The sequence below is a fragment of the Cohnella cellulosilytica genome (assembly GCF_042431195.1).
Taxonomy (GTDB): Bacteria; Bacillota; Bacilli; order Paenibacillales; family Paenibacillaceae; genus Cohnella; species Cohnella cellulosilytica.
The window spans coordinates 288487-306477 of sequence record NZ_JBHMDN010000012.1; the positions used below are offsets into that span (position 1 = coordinate 288487).

The following is a 17991-nucleotide window of genomic DNA, read 5'->3' on the forward strand; positions in this document are numbered from 1 at the left end:
CTCTTCTTCCTTCCAAGCCGCTTAGACTTTGCAAGCGGGAACCGGGACCTCGAGCGGCATGCCGAGCACCCGGTAATAAATCTCCTCGTATTGCGCCGTAATCAGCTCGTTGCAAAATACGTGATGCGCCCTCTGCAGACAGGCTTCCCTGAAATCCGCATACAGCTTCTCGTTCGTCAGCAGCTTCAGCGCGTTCGCCGCCATCGCGTCCGTATCCCCGATCGGGGACAGGAACCCGGTGCGGCCGTGCTCCACGAGCTCCGGAATGCCTCCGGCCAGCGAGCCGATCGTCGGCACGCCGCAGGCCATCGCCTCCAGCGCGACGAGGCCGAAGCTCTCCTTCTCCGACGGCAGCAGCATCAGATCGGCGATGGAGATAACCTGCGCCACATCGTCCTGCTTGCCCAGAAAATGAACGCGATGCGTCAGTCCCATCGCCTGGATTTTCGTCTGGATGCGCGGCAAATCCGGTCCTTCCCCGACCAGCACGAGCTTGGCGGGCGTCGCGGCGTTCACCTTGGCGAAAATGTCGACGACGTCGGACGTGCGCTTCACCGGACGGAAGTTGGAGATATGCATCAGCACCTTCTCGTGCGGCTCGGCGTAATCCCGGCGCAAATCGTTGCATTCGCGCGGATAATAAACTCTTTTGTCTACGAAATTGTAGGTGAGGTCGATCGGCTCGCGAATGTCGAGCAGTTCGCGCGTCTCCCGGATCAAATCCCGGCTGACCGCGGTAACCGCGTCGCTCTGGCGAATGCCGAGCCGGATAATGTCCTTGAGCGTCTCGTCCTGGGCCAGCACGGTGATGTCCGTTCCGTGCAGCGTCGTGACGACCTTCAATTGGTCCCCGGCCATCTGCTTCGCCAGAATGGCGCAGATCGCGTGGGGCACCGCGTAATGGACGTGAAGCAGGTCGAGCTTTTGCAATCTGGCGACCTGATTCATCTTGCTGGCGAGCGACAGATCGTACGGCGGATAACGGAAAACATAATAATCCGAAACTTCGACTTCATGGTAAAAAATATTGCGGTGAAATTGGCCGAGCCGAAACGGCATGCTATGCGTAATAAAATGAATTTCGTGACCCTTCTCGGCGAGCAGCTTTCCCAGCTCCGTCGCCACGACTCCCGAGCCTCCGAGAGAAGGGTAGCAAGTAATTCCGATTTTAAGTGGACGATTCATCTCGATCCTTATGCCTCCCAGTACAAGCACCAGTCGGCCGGCAGCGGATTCGGGGGAATCCGGAGCTGTCGGTCGTCATCTTTTTAATGTATTCCCTGGGGCGTGTAGGCCAACCCGCTCAGGTGCATCTTTCACCGCCTTTTCGCCCCCTGCTTCGTCACTTTTGCTTGACGTACCTCCGGTACGCCTTCACAAAAGTTCCTTGCATGGAACGAAAATTCGGCAATATCTGCTGTCCTCGGAGTAGGCATACACGCCCTAATCTTCGCCCTTAGAATCTTTCCAGCGCGATCGGCCCTTTGGCAATAAAGCCCTCCGCGTATTGCAGCCGCCGCGTCTGTCCGAGCAGCCGGTCCCGCGCCACGATATTGTCGAGATACGCGCCCGTAAGCGGCGTCTCGACCCAATCCGCTTCGCTGCCGTCCGGCGCGAATTGGGAACGGTAAGCGCGCAGCGCCTCCATCTTGACGTCCTGGACCTCGCCGATGTCGATCAGCAGCTGCGGCGCGTGAGCGTCGTTGATGAAGTAAAAATAAAGCTGCTCGACCGTCCAGGCCGGCAGCTCCGGCGCGTATTTTCTCAGCTTGGCGTTAAACACCGCCTCTTCCGCCATGCGGCTGCAAGCGATATGGTCGGGATGGCGGTCGATAAAATACGGCGCGAACACGATTCGCGGCCGGTATCGGCGAATAACGGCGACCATCGCGGAGATCTGCTCGGGAAGAGAGGCCAGCCCGCGATCGGGCAAGCCCAGGTTCTCCCTTGCGGCAAGGCCCAGCGTCGCGCCGGCCTTCTCCGCCTCGCGCTGGCGCGTCTCCACGTTGCCGTTGGAGGACATCTCGGCGTACGTCAGATCGACGATGCCGATCTTCCGTCCCGCCCTCGCGTGCTTGGCGATCGTTCCTCCCATGCCGATCTCCGCGTCGTCCGGATGCGCGGCGAAGACGAGCATGTCCAATGTCGTGGAACGGGAATGTTCGTAGCCCATGCGCGGTTACCCTTCCAGTCCCGGTTTATATTTGTGCACGAGCTCGCGCCAGGCGAAATCGCCCCGTTCGAGCGCCTTGATCAGCAGCTCGCCCGTCGCGACGTTCGTTGCCAGCGGGATGCCCTGCACGTCGCAGAGCCGCAGCAGCGCGATAATATCGGGCTCATGAGGCTGCGCCATCAGCGGATCGCGGAAAAATAAAATCAGATCCATCTTGTTCTCGGCGACGAGCGCTCCGATCTGCTGGTCTCCGCCGAGCGGTCCGGACATGAAACGGTGCACGCTCAGGGACGTGTTCTCCATAATTCGGGTTCCCGTCGTTCCCGTCGCGTACAGTCTATGGTGCTTGAGCACCTGTTCGTAAGCAATGGCGAAATTGACCATTTCCTCTTTTTTGCGGTCATGGGCAATCAATGCGATGTCGATCATTGACGTTTATTCTCCTCTCCTGAGGGGGAATCGCTTCGGATGGCTATCGTTAATCCAAAAAGTGCTCGAACCCGTACACCATTCCGGTCGTCTGCATAACTTTCTTGATCGCCGTATTGACGCCGGGCATGTAGCCTGCGCGGTCGTAAGAATCATGGCGGATTTTCAGCGTTTGGCCGAACGCGCCGAACACGACCTCCTGCTGCGCGAATACGCCCGGCAATCTGACGCTATGTATGCGAAATCCGTTGTAATAGCCGCCTCTGGCTCCCTCGATCACTTCCTCTTCGTGCGGATTGCCCTGACGCAGCTCCTGCCGCGCTTCGGAAATCCACTCGGCCGTCTTGATCGACGTGCCCGAGGGAGCGTCCAGCTTCTGGTCGCCGTGGGTTTCAATAATTTCCACATGGGGAAAATATTTCGCGGCCATGGCCGAAAATTTCATCATCAGAATCGCCCCGATCGAGAAGTTCGGCGCGATCAGTCCGCCGATGCCCTGTTCCCGGCACTGCTTGTCCAATTCGACGATCTGCTCCGGCGTAAAGCCCGTCGTGCCGACGACCGGACGAACTCCGTGCGCCAGCGCCGTCTCGGTGTTGGGCATCGCGGATTTCGGGTTGGTGAAGTCCACGAGCACGTCGGGACGGCTGGCGGCCAGAGCGTCCGCAAGCGCCGGGGACACGACGACGCCGGTGTCGGGCTTCCCGACAAGCGTTCCGGCGTCAACGGGGCCTTCCGACCTGCCTATCGCGGCGACAAGCTCCAGCTCCGGGTCCTCGAGCACCATTTTGACGACTTCGCGGCCCATTCGGCCTCCTGCTCCCGCCACAGCTACGGTTATTTTCCGCGACATAAGAATCACCTGTTCCTTTTCGAGTGATAATGGGAATATTGTTGTTTAAGAAGCCGACGCCTTTCGGCGCGAATCTCGCCGAGCCATTTTCGGGCTTCTCCGAGGCTCGGATCGAGCTGCAAAGCGTCCCGCAAGCTGTCCAAAGCCAGATCGTACTGGCGTTGGGCGCGATAAGCGATTCCCAGCAGCAGCTTCGCCTGCGCCGATAACGGATCGAGCTGCACGGCCTCGCGCAGAAGCACGACGCTGCGGCCGACGTCCGGCTCGGGTTGCGACAGCAGCCACCTCGCCTCCGCGAAGCGCTCTCTCGCCTGCAGCATTCGCAAGTGCAGCCGATACGACGGCTCCTCCGGATCGAGGTCCGCCGCCTTCTTCGCATAGTCCATGGCCTGCGCGTGCTTGCCGCTTCTCGCGCACGTGATCGAGCCGCGAAAATAGTATTCGGCGTTGTCCGGCTCCAGCTCGATCGCCTGCCCGAACCATTGAACCGCCGCCTCGAAATCGCCTTGAAAGATGGCGTCGTAAGCGCTGCGGATGCACGTTTCCCCGTTTATGCCGACCATCCTCCTTCCGCTTTCGAGGATAGTACAGCATATGAGAATCAGGCGTTATCCGTGTTCTTCTTCGTCCAGCGATCGGCGTCCCGCGTATTGAACTTCTCCATCACCTTGCGATGCGCCTCCGTCATATCGATTCCGAGCGCGTTCGCGAAGCAGATGACGAGAAACAAAATGTCGCCCAGCTCCAGTTCGATGGAATTGTCGGCCTCGTCCCGTTTTTTCGGCTTCTCGCCGAACTGGTGGTTCACTTCCCGCGCCAGCTCGCCGACTTCCTCCGTCATTCGGGCCAACATCGCCAGAGGAGAAAAATAGCCCTCCTTGAATTGCGAAATATAAGCGTCCACCTCGCGCTGCATGTCCGCCAAGGTGCGCTGCTGCAGTCGTACATCGACAATCCGGGATTCTCCCATCTCCGATTTCCTTTCATGAGGGTTTCTCCCTTATGTTATCGTAAGACGAATTCGAAAACAAATGCAATTTTGGAGGAAACGTCGAATGAACCGATTCGATTTCTGGCAGGCGCTGCGCACCTGGGGGCTGCTCCTTGCGGGAACGGCGCTGTACGCGTTCGGCCTGCAATACTTCATCCTGCCCAATCTGCTGATGGAGGGCGGCGTGACGGGGGTGGCCGTGCTGCTCAACTACGCGCTCGGCTGGCCCGTGTCGATCTCGTCGCTGGCGATCAACCTGCCCCTGTTCGCCCTCGGATGGCGGCAGCTCGGCAAAGGCGCCATGCTGTATACGTTCGCCGGAACGGTGCTGCTGTCCGCGTTTCTATGGATTATGGAGAGACTGGTCGAAGGCGGCTGGCTGGTGCCGTTCCGGTCCGAGCACGATTTCATCCTCGTCGTCCTGTACGCCGGGGTGACGCTGGGCATAGGGCTCGGCCTCGTCTTTCGCGCCGGGGGCACAACCGGAGGCGTCGACATTATCGCCAGAATCGTGCACCGGATGCGCGGCTGGAGCATGGGACAAATCATTTTGTCGATGGACGTCGTCGTTCTCGGCATCTCCCTCCTGTTCATTCCCAAGGAAAAGGTGCTGTACACGATCGTCAGCGTGTTCATCGCCTCCAAGGTGATCGATTTCATTCAGGAAGGCGCCTACGCCGCCAAAGCGTTCACGATTGTGTGCGCCGAACCGGAGCGGCTTGCCCGCCGCATTACGCTGGCGCTGGATCGGGGCGTTACGCTGATGCCCGCGGTCGGAGCGTTCTCCGGGGAAAACAAGCAGATCGTCTATTGCGTCGTCGGACGCTTCGAAATCGGCAAATTAAAAAGCCTCGTCCGTCAGCATGACCGGAGGGCTTTTATCGTCATTAGCGATGTGCACGACGTGCTGGGCGAAGGCTTTCGGGACGAATGAGTTTCTGAACGGCGTCTATTATTTCTTTTTGCGCCACCTTCCGAGCAGCCGCTCGGCGGCATCCTCCCGGTCGTCCCGCCGATAAGCGTCTCCGCTGCCGCCGAACGCGTCGTCGAGCTTGTATCTCTTCCAGCCTACCCACGTCAGGATCGTTACGATGAACGTGCCCATCATCGCCGACCAGCCCCAGGACGGCGGCACGGCTCCAAGCGGAGGCACGAGCGTCTCAGACGCTCCGCCGCCTTCCGGGAACAGCTCCCGCAGCGCCTCGCGGATCGGCTCCAGCGTCCCCCGAACGAGCTCCGGCTTCGGGGCTTGCGCTTCGTAGATGCGGCTTGCGTACCGGAGCGCGGAATCGATCCGCTCGATCTTCCAGGGCTCGGCGCGCAGCAGCGCCGCCGTACGGATAAGCCCGTAATGCTCCGCCAGCGGCTCGAACGCGGCGCGAACGGCCGGGGCGGGAGGTCCCCCCTGCTTGGCCGTTCCGCTCTCCACGGCGGCCGCCAGCTTGTTGATATCCTCCTGCAGCACCGTGCGGTAGCGATGCCAGATCGGCTTGTCCGGGTGCGCCAGCGCATCGGCGGCCAGCCGCAAAGAAGCTGCTCCCTTTTTCCATTTGGCTTCGTCCGGGGACAGCGCGGCGACGGTTCGCTTCATCTCCGCTACGTCGCCGGCCAGCGCGCGAATGCCCTCCGCCGTCGCGATCGTCTTCATCGGCAGGCTGCGCAGCTGCCGCTCGAGCTCCCCCAGCCGCTGCACGGCCGCTTCCAACTGACCGCCGTTGACCGCTTCGTAGAGCCGCTCCGCCGTCGCCAGAAACTTCTCGTAGGCTTGTCCGGAGACGGAGGACGCCGGCGACGGCTCGCCGGACGGCGCGCTCGCCGCGGCCGCGCCCGAAGCGGCCGCCAGCAGGCCGCAGGCGACGGCGGCCCCCAGGCAAGCTCTCAGCAGTGCCTCTATTCTCATTCGCCGCAAAACCGCTCGAATTAAAAACACGGACATCCCCTCCTACCCCAATGGATATGAAGGAATGTCCGAGATTAGAACGACTTGTCCTCCGAAGGCGAGCGCTTGGCCAAGACGAACTTTGCGATCGCGGCGGCCAGCACGCTGAGCGCCGTCAACGCGAACGTAAACGCCGCGACATATGGCACGTCGTCGTTCAACTGGGACGGCAAATACGGGTACACGCCAAACGTGTAGTCGACTGTGTCGTTCAGGAACGTCCACGCCGCGGCGGCGAGCAGCGCCATCCCTCCGAAGGTGAAAAACCTGGCGTACAGCAGCGCCATAATCGCCATTGCGGTATGGCCAATCATCAGCATCCAGTGATCCCAATAGAGAATGTCGCCCTGGGCGTATCCGGCGACAATGACCGCCGTCGCCCATATGCCGTATTTGACCGAAGTGACGACGCCCAGCGCCTCCACGATGCCGCGAATTCCGTTCACCCACGGGCGGGGCGATCGCCGCGGGGCCACCCACAGCCACAGCAGGGCGAGCGCGAAAAACAAGGAGGCGGTCGGACTGTCCGGCACGAACGGAAGCTGCCAGTGCGGATGCTCGTTCCAGGTTTGTAACAACTGATCTTTATACCAATAATAGCCGTAAATCGTGCCAGGCACGTAAATGATCATCGTCAGCCAGAAAATCGTCGGATGAAGCAGCACGTTCCGGGATAACAGCCATCTCACCCAAACCATCGGGAGCACGTCCTTTCCGGGTTCTGCCGGCCCAAGCGCCGTCGGCGGCTTCAAGCGCGGAACCGTTTATAAAAAAACCTGACCGCTGAGGGTCAGGTTTGAAGCACGAGACGATTACTCCGCTTTCTGTTGGGCAAGCCAGGTCGCCACTTGGTCGATCTGTTCGCCGGTCAGTTGGCCTTCGAACGAAGGCATCATGTCGCCCTTGCCGTTCGTAATAATATCGACGAGCTCTTCTTTGCTGAGCACGTCGCCGATGCCGCGAAGCGCCGGAGTCGTGCCGGCCCCTTCGAGCTCTGCGCCGTGACACGCGATACATTGCGCCTGCGTCATCACTTCGGTGAAGGCCGGATCGTCCGCGGCCACCATGGCCGGGATGTTCTCCTTGCCCGGAATCCAGCGGCCTTTGCCGGACTCGACCGATTCCTTCGCTTTAATCTCGCGTTCGATATGCTCCGGAATTTGTCCGTTCGCTTCCAGCTCGTGCTGGTAGTGATCCCAGGAAACCCAAGTCAGGTAGGAGACCGCTACGAGCGCCACGAGCATCAAGGAAGACGCAATCGGACGGCGATAGAAGCGGCGCTCCTTGCCCGTATCGAGGAACGGGGCAAGCAGCAGGGCGATGAACGGAATGCCGGACAAGCCGAGAATTCCGAGCACGATGTAATCACCCGAGGCGTACGGATATTTCAACAATTGATACAGGAACAGGAAGTACCAGTCCGGCATCGGAATAAACGCGCTGTTCAGCGGGTCCGCCGGGTAACCGAGCGGAGCCGGGTGGGCGATAACCAGAGTCAGAAATCCGACAAGCACGACAACGCCGACCATCCATTCTTTCAGCAGGAAGTTCGGGATGAAGGCTTCGGATTTGCCCGGAAATGCCGTATAGTCCGGAGGCGTTACGTTGGAATAATCCCGTTTCCGAATCCGAGAATCTCCGACGAATACGACCTTCTCGTTTGGATCATGTTTATGTGCCATTGCTAGTCACTCCCCTCTCTTACAGCGGCCCGGAAATGCCCTGTTTTCGAATCATAAAGAAGTGTCCGGCAAGCAGTGCGAGCAGCGCGCCAGGAAGGAAGAACACGTGGATCGCGAAGAAACGGGTCAGCGTCTGCGCGCCGACGATCGTTCCGCCGTTCATAAGCTCCTTAATGTAGTCCCCCAAGAAAGGCACAGAACCGGCAATCTCCAGACCTACCTTCGTCGCGTAGTACGCTTTGTTGTCCCACGGAAGCAGGTAGCCCGTAAAACCGAGGCCCAACATGACGAAGAAAATCAACATTCCGACAACCCAGTTCATCTCGCGCGGCGCTTTGTACGAGCCCGTAAAGAAAACGCGAAGAGTATGTAGGAACATCATAACGATAACGAGACTTGCTCCCCAGTGGTGCATTCCCCGCACGATCGCGCCGAAAGCGACTTGATGCTGCAGGTAATCAACGCTGTAATACGCGTTAATGATGTCTGGGACGTAATACATCGTCAAGAACATCCCCGAAAGGATCTGGATGACGGTGATGAAGAACGTCAATCCGCCGAAACAATAAACGAAAGCGGAGAAATGATGCGCCGGGTTGACGTGCTCGGGCACTTCATGGTCGGCGATGTCTCTCCACATCGGCGTAATATCGAGACGTTCGTCAATCCAGTTGTACATGTTTTTGAACATGGGACGAAACGCCCTCCTTCTAAACGCGACTATTCGGATCGATCGGTCCGAGGTATACCCAGCCGTTCTCCGTTTTGACTTCGTATTCGTCGAGCGGCTTCGGCGCAACCTTCAGGTTTTTGCCGTCTTTGTCGTAGCGCGCGCCGTGGCACGGGCAGTGGTATTCGTTAGGCGCTTCTTCGCCGCCCCAGCTTACCATACAGCCAAGGTGCTTGCATACGGGGGACAGCGCGAAAACGTTGCCTTGGTCGTCCTTGGCAATCCAGGCCGCAAGCTTCGGATCGCTCTCGTACCAGCCGTCTACCTGGTGAATCTTGAACTTGACTTCCGTAGGCTCGCTCGTCACTTTGCTTTCCTCGATGACTTTGACGAATCCGCCTTTTTCTTTCTTCTGCAATATAGGATCTACGGCAAAGCGGATCATCGGTAGTACGGCTCCGCCCGCCATGAAGGCTCCTGCTCCGCCAAGCGTGTAGGACAGAAACTGGCGTCTCGACATCTCTTTGCGCTTGACCGGTTTGTGCGCGGTTTCTTGCTGCTCATTGTGGTCCATTCGTTCTACCCCCTTTGCCACACCAATCTCGCGTCCGATACGGACTTTAACATTTTGTTCACAAGGACATAACTATAATAGCCCACGCGCTATGGAGCGTCAAGAATAGGGGCGGGGGTTTCCCCGTGCAACGGAGACTTGCGCAACTAAAATGTTCTCATTTTGTCACATTTCCTCTTTTGTCACAAATCCTCAACAGCTCGCGCCTGACTATTGTTTACCCTATGCTGCCAGCCTATTCGTTGGCCGGCCGTTTTCCGGAGGGACGTCAGGTCGCCGCCTTCGCCCGGCTGCGCCACAAACCCGCGACCGCTTGGACGATCGCCTGCTCGTCCGGCTCGTCCGGCGCCGCGGCGGGCCGCACGTATAGATCCGCGTCGATTCCCGGCAGCTCCAGCGGCTGTCCGCATACCAGAACGACGTAACGAAAGCCGCCCGCCCTCCAGGACGCGATCAGCTCGTTGACTTTCCGGATATGCTCGGGACTGTCCGCGCCGTAATGATAGGCCGGCATCGTGACCGTGCGTCCGCGGAAAGCTTCCTCCAGCGGGGCCAGCCAGTCTCCCGTCCGGGCGACCTTCTCCGTCGCTTCCGACGGCGACTCCTCGCCGGTCAAGCCGGACAACGGCAGCAGGCACGTATCCAAATACGGCTGCAGCTCGGGCCAGCTCTGCGGGTCGATCTCGCTGAATTTCATTCGCTCATGCTCGCTCCTCTCTTTGTTGCTCTTCTATTCATCGTACTCCAAAACGGCGGACAAGGAAAGACGCCTCTTCGGTTGTCGGCCGAAACGAGCCGGATCGGCGATCTTGAGACGGAAATACGTGGGTTTGCGGGAGGCGATTCGCCCTGGTTTGGATGGATCGGACCGGCGTACGGACTCCCGGCCGATCGCAAAAAAACCGGCCGCCAAGGGCCGGGTCTTCGCGACTTTGTTGCGGTTCCTCGACGCGGCCGGCGAATCGGCCGGCTATTCCTGGATAGCCTTCAATTCGTCGGTCAAGCGCCGAAACGATTCTACGTCACCTTGCGCGAGCGCGTTATCGATTGCGTTGTATATTTTCTCCGTCCGGTAATTGCGCAGCGCTTCGTCCAGGACCATTTCTGCCGCCAATCCCAGCATCGTCTCGTAGGCGACTTTCATGTTGTCCATTCGTTGCACCTCCGGTTGTTCGGCTGCGAGCGCATCGGCTCCCACTAAAGCATATTCAGCGGTGACGACCCCGTTCAAGACGATAGCCCTCCCCTGACGATCAATGTACCTTTGCCTATCCGCCGCGAGGCTTGTTCGCGCCCGCCTCCAATTGAAGCGTATCCTCGTAAGCAAGCGGCTGTCCCGAGACGAGCGCGAGTCCTTGCGGCGTCGCTCTGACGACCTGTTGGCCGAGAGCCGTTTCCCCCCAGCGGATCACACCCAGATGCATCAGCATTCGCAAAATCCGCTGCTCGAAAATATTCGCCTCCGTATCGTAATAATAGGAACGAATAAGCGGCTGCAGCGCTTCGCGAAGCGATTCGATCGTCACCCAGTCGGCGGAGAGCCTCGCGATCCACTGCACCAGGGAGGTCAAATTCGGAATCGGTCCTTTGTACAGCCGCATCCAGAACCGATAGATTTTAGCCGGGTCGGGTTTGACAAGTCCGCTTGCCGCATCGAGACCGGTCGGCGTAAGCGTCAGGCTGCCGTCGTTCTCCGCGATCAGCCCTTCGTAATACACGAAGTCGTACAGCAGCGAGAAGCGATCGGGATAATCCCGAAAATGACGGCCATAGCCGAAACGCCAGCCCGCCCTTGTCGGCGGCGGCTCGACGACCGCAAGCAGATCCAGCGCCTGAGCGATTTGCCGCTTGTACATGACGCCTTCCGTTGTGAGCGGAACGACGTTGCTTCTGACGAATCGGAGAAAATGCTCCGCATCCTCGGCCAGCAGGCTCCGTTCGTCGCGATAAGCAAGCGGCTCGTCCGTATAGACCAGGCTTTCCTTATATCGCCTCTCCAGAACGTCGCACAGTCGGGAGCGGATATCTTCCGGCACCTGAAACAAAGTGCGGGTCTGCTGCGAGACGCCGTTGAACAGCCAGCCGAAGCTTTTGAATCTCGAGATGGACATCCGCGCGATCTCCTCCGGCCCCGGCGGCGGCTTCTGGACCTCGCTTTTGGCTTTGCGGGAACGGGGCTTGCGCTGGACCGCCGGCTCGTCAGGAACGGCGGCGGCGGAAGCCGCTGCCTGGCCCGACTTGTCCAGCGCCCTCGCTTTCAGTTCTTCCAGACTGTAGGCGGTCCTGTTCTCGAATACGAGAGAGTTCAGGAATCGCATATCGTTGCCGGAAATTTCCCGAATCCGCGACTCGATGACGTCCCTTCGCTGAACGGTCGCCAGAATCGTCTGAATCAGTTCGTTCTTGGAATGGCTTGCGCTGGAGCATTCGTACGTATCGGCGATTTTTTTCAATTCGGCGATGTCCGCGTAACAGAGCATGTCGGCCAAATTCATTCGACATTCCCCCTTCTGGAGGATTTACTGTTCAGTATTGTCGCGGAATCAAAGTCTTAAACGTGGAGACGGCCGAGCAGGATTCATCTTCCGATTCGTTTACGGACGCGCTCGCCTTAAGGATGGGACCCTTCGTTTACGAAAACAGAGCCGCCCCTGAGGACAGCTCTGCCGCGATATTTCCCGTTATGGATGAATCAACGTCTCTTCTTCCGTCAAATGTTTCGTGCAATTGTGAAGCAAAGGCTCCCATTCGTCCCCCTGCCGCTCCAGCACGGTCAAGGACACGTTGAGCAGGTGTGAGTCGTCCAGCCCCTTGCAGAGCGCCTGCAGTATTCTCGCGAGGAAGCTGCCGTGCGTAACGACCAGCCAGGCTTCTCCCCGATGCTTCTCCGCCAGCTCGCGAACGAAAGCCAGGCCCCGCTCCCGCACCGAATCGTCGCTCTCCTGATCGGGCACAAGCCGTCTCCAGTCCTCGCCCCATCGCTCGAGCCGCTCGGACAACGTCGTGCCCTCCGCTTCGCCGAACGATCTTTCCCGCAGCCTCGCGTCCCGAACAAGCGGTATGCCGAGCCGGGCTGCCAAAATTTCCGCGGTCCGTTCGGCGCGCTGAAGGTCGCTGCAATAAACGCCGTCCCACCGGTCCTTCTCCCGATGCAGCCGCTCGGCCAGCAGCCCGGCTTGCCGCAAGCCTTCCGGACTAAGCGGAATATCGGTTACGCCCTGGATAAGCCCCCGCTGATTCCACTCCGTGATGCCGTGACGGACCCAACCGATTCGTACAGCTTCGTTCATGAGCGCACCCTGGAAAACCAATTCAGAATCAGCAGCGTCATAATCATTCCGACAATCGAGAAGGCGATCCAATACTCGGGCACCGCGGGAGACACGTTGAGAATAATCGGGTCGCTTAAGCTCGCAACGGGGATATCCAGCCGAATATCGTTCCCATATTGATGGCTCGCGGCAAACGCGTTGGCCGATTCCCTGCCGGCAAACTTGTCGCTCATTCCCCCGTTGCCGAACGCAGCATATAGAAAACCGCAGACGAACAGCGCGAGCAGCGCCGCCAGCACGCCCGCCACCCGTTTCCGGAACAGAAACGAGAAGGCGTACGTCCGCCGCGTAGCCGGCATGTACCAGCTTTGCTCAGTGTAGATGCGGTCCATTACTTTCTGATTAATCTGGGCCGGAGAGATCGGCACGTCGTCCTGATCTCCGTCCAGCGGCAGCTCGTGGATGAGCAGAGCGCTCTCTTCCCAGATGCGAAACTCCTCTTCGCAGTCCTTGCAGCTTTGCACGTGCAAATCCACGGCGAGCTTATCGGCGGAATCTTCGGGCAAATCCCGGTAAACTCCGAACCATTCCGCGGCTTCTTCGCATTTCATCGCAGCTTCATCTCCTCGTACTCCTTCATCATGGCCGGTTCTGCAAAATAGGATTCCAATTGCGTCTTCACGCTGGCCCGGGCCCGAAATAGCAACGATTTGACGGAACTGACCGTCTGTCCGAGAATGTTGGCGATCTCCTGGTAATCCATTCCGTCGTACTCTCTGAGAATGAGCGCGGAACGCTGCTTCTCGGGCAGGCTGTTGATCGCGTCTCTTACCATGGAAACCTTCTCGCTGCGCAGCAATCGCTGCTCGGGCGCCTCTTCCAAAGGAGCGGCTGGTATGTATGTGGAGTCGTCCAGTGACAGGTGCGCCGCTTTCTGCTTGCGCAGTTCACTGAGGACGGTATTGCGTGCAATTGTATAAAGCCATGTTGAAAAGGACGCATCCACTTCCCGGAAGGAGTGTAAGCTTCGATAGGCTTTGTAGAACGTTTCGGAACACAAATCTTCCGCCAAAATTACCAGCTTGGCGCTCTTCAGCATGTGGTAGACAAAAGAAAGGATCTTCTTCTGATATCTCCCCATCAGCATCGAGTATAATTCGACGTTACCGTCCTTGATTTCCCGTATCAACTGGGAATCGGTCATCATTTCCCGCGACCCTCCCCCTGTTCAGGGTGAACGTTCGCAGCCGGCGTTCTATCATCATTGTACCGGCCAAAAACGAAAAAGTTGCGCTCGAAGGCGCATTGAATGTTTACAAGCCAGTATTTTACATATACTATATGCTATTGTAACACAGCCAAAGCCCCTTGTGGGCTTAAAAATTTCTCAAAAATGTCGGACGATCGGCTATATTTTTCATTCGCTCGAATGAATATATGCCTCGCCTGCGGCAAACGTGCAGAATTGCGGCATCGAATTCCCCGCAATGGAGGATCGCGCGGATTGGGGATCTCCGTTAACACCGTTAACTGCCGCCTCGGATCTGTGCGCGTATTCGGGATCGCCGCTAACTGCCGCCTCGGATCTGTGTGCGTATTTGGGATCGCCGCTAATTGCCGCCTCGGATCTGTGTGCGTATTTGGGATCGCCGCTAATTGCCGCCTCGGATCTGCGTGCAGATTGGGGAATCACCGTTATTGTATGCCGCTTGAAATCGTGTACGGCTTCTCGTCCCCTGCTACCGAACCCATATTGAAGTAACTTACGGTTCCGATTTATCGCACGCAACCTCGATTCCCTCCCCTTGAAACCGCTTAAAAATAAAATGAAAGCGCTTATTGACAAAATGAAAACGAATACATATAATAAAAGTACAGTATGGTTTCTCTCCACTCCTATCCAATCCTTGCACAATGTGCAGCCACCCTCCGGGGTGGTTTTTTTTGTCCATTTTTCAGCCTACACCTTGTATGTGAGTCAGGTGCTTCTTCTTATATTGGCATCTGCGTACCTCGACGTTCCAGGGGGCGGACTCATAAGACCGTACGACGGGCTTATCCCTTGCACTCGGCCCACATCTGGGCGTATAAGATCGCATGACGGGCTTATCTCCTACACCCGGGCCTCATCCGAGCTCATAAGATCGTGCGACGAGCTTATTCTCTACACTCCGGTCTCATCCAGGCTTATAAGACCGTACGACGGGCTTATTCTCTACTCCCGGGCCCCATCCGAGCTCATAAGACCGCACGACGGGCTTATCGCCCGTACCTGAAACCCTGTAGACGCTCCCAACTTCATTTGTAAACACGAACTCCCTCAAACGCGGAGCCCCCTCACCACCCAGTTAACTGCTATTGGATTAGTCAATTGTGCGCCATTTAATCTCTGTTTGTTACTTGAGTCAATATGCAACAGTTAGCCCCCATTTGTTACTTGAGCCAATGTGCGTCAGTTAGCCTCTATTTGTTACTTGAGCCGATGTGCGCCGGTTAGCCTCTATTTGTCACTTGAGTCGATATGCACCTGTTAGCCCCCATTTGTTACTTGAGCCAATGTGCGTCAGTTAGCCTCTATTTGTTACTTGAGCCGATGTGAGCCAGTTAGCTCCCATTTGTGTTTGAGTCGGTGTGCAGCAGGTAGTCTAAAATGTGACGCACATTGGACTCGACCGGGTTGATATGCGTATGGATGGTGATTTCCGGATGGGTCGGCGGCTCGTAAACGTCGGAAATTCCGGTGAAGGCCGTTATCTCGCCTTTAATCGCTTTTGCATACAGACCTTTGACATCTCGGCGAACACATTCCTCTAACGGACAATGCACGTACACTTCAACATAGGAATCCAACTCGGCCCTGGCGTATTCGCGCATTTCCGCAAAGGGCGCGATCATCGAGACGACCGTCGTAACCCCGTTGCGGTTCAGCAGCTTGCTGACGTAGACGGCGCGGCGAATGTTTTCCAAGCGATCTTCCCTGCCGAACCCCAATTCGCGTCCAATTTTGCGTCTAAGCTCGTCGCCATCCAGACATTCGACCTTAACGCCTCTTTCCCGAAGCGCTGTCGTAAGAGCCAATGCCGTTGTCGTTTTCCCGGAGCAGGGAAGTCCCGTCAACCATATTGTTGTCGTCCTCCCCAAGCTGGAAAGCCCCGTTAACCCTGTCTCTACTCCTGGCCCGGCCAATGCGCGCAATCCCAACTGCGGCTCCCCCTCTGCAACAAAGCGATTCGTTCGAGCACGCGGACTCCGTAAACGGATTCGAACGGCTGCCCTTCCATATGGATATAGCCAATATAACAATCGCATTGCTTCATGCGGCACGGACGCTCTTGGGCTATTCCCTCCAGGCCGTCCCTGTACAAATTCCCGATCACCTGACGATCCTTGTAGCAGTGCTTCACGCGGCCGTCTCCCTGAACGTAAAACACCTGCTGCCCGGCGCGGCACGACCTGCCCAGACTGTCATAATTTTGCGCATTCAGCGCGAAATGGGGGTCCATACGGGTTAAAAATGCCAGATCTTCGTCCGAATAGTAATCGGCCTGATCTTTAAAAGCGTTCACCCACAAATAGACCTCCTCCGGCAGCGCCTCCCTGATCGAAGAAATCGGACCAAACGCGCTCTTGACGCCGACACAGCCTACGCTAAACGGAATTTTCCGCCCATAAAGTTCACGACATTGCCGCAAAAATCGCGCTTCCTGCGTCTGACCGGGATGGTAGGTGGCCCAAAATGCAGCCGTCGCCGGATTGAGCTCGGCCGTCCAATCGAGGTTGGCGAACAGGTTGGTTTGGATTGCGACTTTGCGAACGTGCGGCATATGCGACAGCTCAATCATGGCTTCCCTGTACCAGCGATGCGTGAGCCCTTCGCCGTAAGGATTAAAAAACACGGACAACCGATGTCCGTTCTTCGCTTGATTTCTTACCCAATTCACAAAGGTTTGAACCTGCAGACGATCTTTGGCCAACGTTTCCCGGCTGTCGATGTTTTTGCTGAACGGGCAATACGGGCAGTCGTAATTGCAGGAGCTTAAGCTCCCGCGAAAATAAACCGTCGCGTTCATGAGACGACACAGCTTTCCATAAGCGCCCGGATTTCCGGCGAGATGAACCAGTCGCCAATCGCGTCGGAATACATCAGCCCTTCCGGCGTCAGCCGCAGCGCCCCGCCCTCGATCGCGGCCAGCTCCGTATCCAGCAGCAGATTCAGCTCGGGATAATCGGCGAGAGCCGGCGCTGCGAACCGCTCTGCGTAGCTGTCCAGCGCCAAGCCTTCCGTATGAAGCAGCGACTTCAGAATAAAGCGGCGCCGTTGGTCGTCCTTGCCGAGCACAATGCCATAATCGGCACAGGTGTAATCGGTCGCAGCGACGTAATCGGCGATAATGCTTGCCGTAGCGGAGCGGCTTACGCCGTAGCGCGAGGAATAATGGACGGAGTTCGTGTAAGAACGCGCGCCGCAGCCGAGCCCGATCATGCCTTCGTCGTGACAGCCGTACGACAGCAGCGCTTTGTCCGAACCGGCCTCCGCTTTGGCGAACCTGCGCATCGAATACTGGGTATACCCCTGCGCCAGCAACTTCTCCCGCGCCGCCTGATACTGCTCCAGCCGCCGGTCCTCGCCGCTCTTCCGGATCTGCTCCGGCTTCACAATCGTATGCTCGCGCGTGTACAGCGGATAGATAAAGATTTCCTCCGGCTCGTAAGACAGCGCCCGCTCCAACGAATACAGCCAGGATTGGAGGGTTTGACCGGGAAGCCCGTAGATCAAATCCAGATTCAGAATCGGGAATTGCCGCTGCTTGAGCAGCTCCAGCGCCCTTTCCACCTCCTGCGGCTTCTGCGGGCGATAGATCGCTTCCGCTTCGGACGCGACAAAGCTTTGAATGCCCATGCTGACCCGATCCACTTGCCTGCTTTTTAAAATGGTCAAACGCTCGGGCGTTACGGTCTCGGGAGACGTTTCTACCGAGATCGAGGCTTGAGACGGGTCCATGCCGATGACGTGCTGGGCGATATGAAACAACCGGTCCAACTGATCGGGCGCGAGCAAAGTCGGCGTTCCGCCGCCGATGGCAAACCTGGCGATCGGCTTGCTCTGAATGAACGGCGCCCACTGTTCCGCTTGTCTGGCCAGCGCATCGACATATTCGGCATGCACATCGGCTCTCTTGTCGGGCAAAGTGAACAGATTGCAGAAGCCGCAGCGCGCTCCGCAAAAAGGAATATGCATATATAAAAAGAACGTATCCGCCAGCTCGCGGCTCCACAGCTCGGCAAGCGGCAGCTTCGTTTCCAGCGTTCGGTAGGCCGTTTTGTGAGGATAAGAGTACAGGTAAGAGCGATAAGGCTCCGAGATCAGATGATCCTTCCAACTGCGCAAGCTGTCCACATGGCTCATC

Annotated in this window: 21 protein-coding genes; 1 reads left to right on the forward strand and 20 read right to left on the reverse strand. The window is 57.7% G+C overall.

The annotated features are described in order from the left end of the window. Window positions 1-21: 21 nt before the first annotated feature. From bshA to ACFFT4_RS09690, 6 genes are all read right to left on the reverse strand, one after another. The gene (bshA, locus tag ACFFT4_RS09665; RefSeq protein ID WP_378047127.1) at window positions 22-1185 is read right to left on the reverse strand and encodes an N-acetyl-alpha-D-glucosaminyl L-malate synthase BshA; all 1164 of its coding nucleotides are present in this window, start codon (window positions 1183-1185) and stop codon (window positions 22-24) included. 271 nt (window positions 1186-1456) lie between these two features. Further along, window positions 1457-2173, reverse strand: a complete 717-nt coding sequence (bshB1, locus tag ACFFT4_RS09670) for a bacillithiol biosynthesis deacetylase BshB1 (protein ID WP_378047129.1) — start codon at window positions 2171-2173, stop codon at window positions 1457-1459. 6 nt (window positions 2174-2179) lie between these two features. Beyond that, on the reverse strand, window positions 2180-2602 hold the full coding sequence (locus ACFFT4_RS09675; protein WP_378047131.1) for a methylglyoxal synthase: 423 nt from the start codon (window positions 2600-2602) through the stop codon (window positions 2180-2182). A gap of 49 nt (window positions 2603-2651) precedes the next feature. After that, on the reverse strand, window positions 2652-3455 hold the full coding sequence (gene dapB, locus ACFFT4_RS09680; RefSeq protein ID WP_378047133.1) for a 4-hydroxy-tetrahydrodipicolinate reductase: 804 nt from the start codon (window positions 3453-3455) through the stop codon (window positions 2652-2654). Between the two features lie 5 nt (window positions 3456-3460). After that, window positions 3461-4018: a tetratricopeptide repeat protein gene (locus tag ACFFT4_RS09685; protein ID WP_378047135.1), complete on the reverse strand. Its 558-nt coding sequence runs from the start codon at window positions 4016-4018 to the stop codon at window positions 3461-3463. A gap of 38 nt (window positions 4019-4056) precedes the next feature. Beyond that, on the reverse strand, window positions 4057-4425 hold the full coding sequence (locus ACFFT4_RS09690) for a nucleotide pyrophosphohydrolase (protein WP_378047137.1): 369 nt from the start codon (window positions 4423-4425) through the stop codon (window positions 4057-4059). A gap of 85 nt (window positions 4426-4510) precedes the next feature. On the opposite strand from ACFFT4_RS09690, the gene ACFFT4_RS09695 reads away from it, so the two are divergent. Next, window positions 4511-5380, forward strand: coding sequence for a YitT family protein (locus tag ACFFT4_RS09695; protein WP_378047139.1), 870 nt, complete (start codon window positions 4511-4513; stop codon window positions 5378-5380). Between the two features lie 18 nt (window positions 5381-5398). Here ACFFT4_RS09695 and ACFFT4_RS09700 read toward each other — a convergent pair whose 3' ends face one another. The 14 genes from ACFFT4_RS09700 to ACFFT4_RS09765 form a co-directional block, all read right to left on the reverse strand. Next, on the reverse strand, window positions 5399-6376 hold the full coding sequence (locus ACFFT4_RS09700) for a sporulation protein YpjB (RefSeq protein WP_378047140.1): 978 nt from the start codon (window positions 6374-6376) through the stop codon (window positions 5399-5401). A gap of 44 nt (window positions 6377-6420) precedes the next feature. After that, window positions 6421-7083, reverse strand: coding sequence for a DUF1405 domain-containing protein (locus ACFFT4_RS09705; protein WP_378047142.1), 663 nt, complete (start codon window positions 7081-7083; stop codon window positions 6421-6423). 114 nt (window positions 7084-7197) lie between these two features. Continuing rightward, the gene (locus tag ACFFT4_RS09710; RefSeq protein ID WP_378047143.1) at window positions 7198-8067 is read right to left on the reverse strand and encodes a c-type cytochrome; all 870 of its coding nucleotides are present in this window, start codon (window positions 8065-8067) and stop codon (window positions 7198-7200) included. 19 nt (window positions 8068-8086) lie between these two features. Continuing rightward, entirely contained in the window at window positions 8087-8758 is a 672-nt protein-coding gene (gene qcrB, locus ACFFT4_RS09715; protein WP_144698250.1) for a menaquinol-cytochrome c reductase cytochrome b subunit, read from the reverse strand. A 19-nt stretch (window positions 8759-8777) separates the two neighbouring features. Beyond that, entirely contained in the window at window positions 8778-9311 is a 534-nt protein-coding gene (locus ACFFT4_RS09720) for a Rieske (2Fe-2S) protein (protein ID WP_378047145.1), read from the reverse strand. Between the two features lie 268 nt (window positions 9312-9579). After that, window positions 9580-10008, reverse strand: coding sequence for a DUF2487 family protein (locus tag ACFFT4_RS09725; RefSeq protein WP_378047147.1), 429 nt, complete (start codon window positions 10006-10008; stop codon window positions 9580-9582). Window positions 10009-10281: 273 nt separating this feature from the next. Next, complete coding sequence (locus ACFFT4_RS09730) at window positions 10282-10464, reverse strand: IDEAL domain-containing protein (protein ID WP_378047149.1); 183 nt, start codon at window positions 10462-10464, stop codon at window positions 10282-10284. Window positions 10465-10579: 115 nt separating this feature from the next. Further along, window positions 10580-11806, reverse strand: a complete 1227-nt coding sequence (locus tag ACFFT4_RS09735; protein WP_378047151.1) for a hypothetical protein — start codon at window positions 11804-11806, stop codon at window positions 10580-10582. A 186-nt stretch (window positions 11807-11992) separates the two neighbouring features. Then, on the reverse strand, window positions 11993-12601 hold the full coding sequence (locus ACFFT4_RS09740; protein WP_378047153.1) for a histidine phosphatase family protein: 609 nt from the start codon (window positions 12599-12601) through the stop codon (window positions 11993-11995). Beyond that, entirely contained in the window at window positions 12598-13194 is a 597-nt protein-coding gene (locus ACFFT4_RS09745) for a hypothetical protein (RefSeq protein WP_378047155.1), read from the reverse strand. Before ACFFT4_RS09745 ends, ACFFT4_RS09740 begins: the two co-directional genes overlap by 4 nt. Continuing rightward, window positions 13191-13787, reverse strand: a complete 597-nt coding sequence (locus tag ACFFT4_RS09750; protein WP_378047192.1) for an RNA polymerase sigma factor — start codon at window positions 13785-13787, stop codon at window positions 13191-13193. The genes ACFFT4_RS09745 and ACFFT4_RS09750 overlap by 4 nt, the downstream gene beginning before the upstream one ends. A 1400-nt stretch (window positions 13788-15187) precedes the next feature. Then, window positions 15188-15784: an adenylyl-sulfate kinase gene (cysC, locus tag ACFFT4_RS09755; RefSeq protein WP_378047157.1), complete on the reverse strand. Its 597-nt coding sequence runs from the start codon at window positions 15782-15784 to the stop codon at window positions 15188-15190. Beyond that, window positions 15751-16653 carry an STM4011 family radical SAM protein gene (locus ACFFT4_RS09760; RefSeq protein WP_378047158.1) on the reverse strand — a complete coding sequence of 301 codons (903 nt, stop codon included), beginning with the start codon at window positions 16651-16653 and terminating at the stop codon, window positions 15751-15753. Before ACFFT4_RS09760 ends, cysC begins: the two co-directional genes overlap by 34 nt. Next, window positions 16650-17990 carry an STM4012 family radical SAM protein gene (locus tag ACFFT4_RS09765; RefSeq protein ID WP_378047159.1) on the reverse strand — a complete coding sequence of 447 codons (1341 nt, stop codon included), beginning with the start codon at window positions 17988-17990 and terminating at the stop codon, window positions 16650-16652. The genes ACFFT4_RS09760 and ACFFT4_RS09765 overlap by 4 nt, the downstream gene beginning before the upstream one ends. Window position 17991 lies beyond the last annotated feature (1 nt).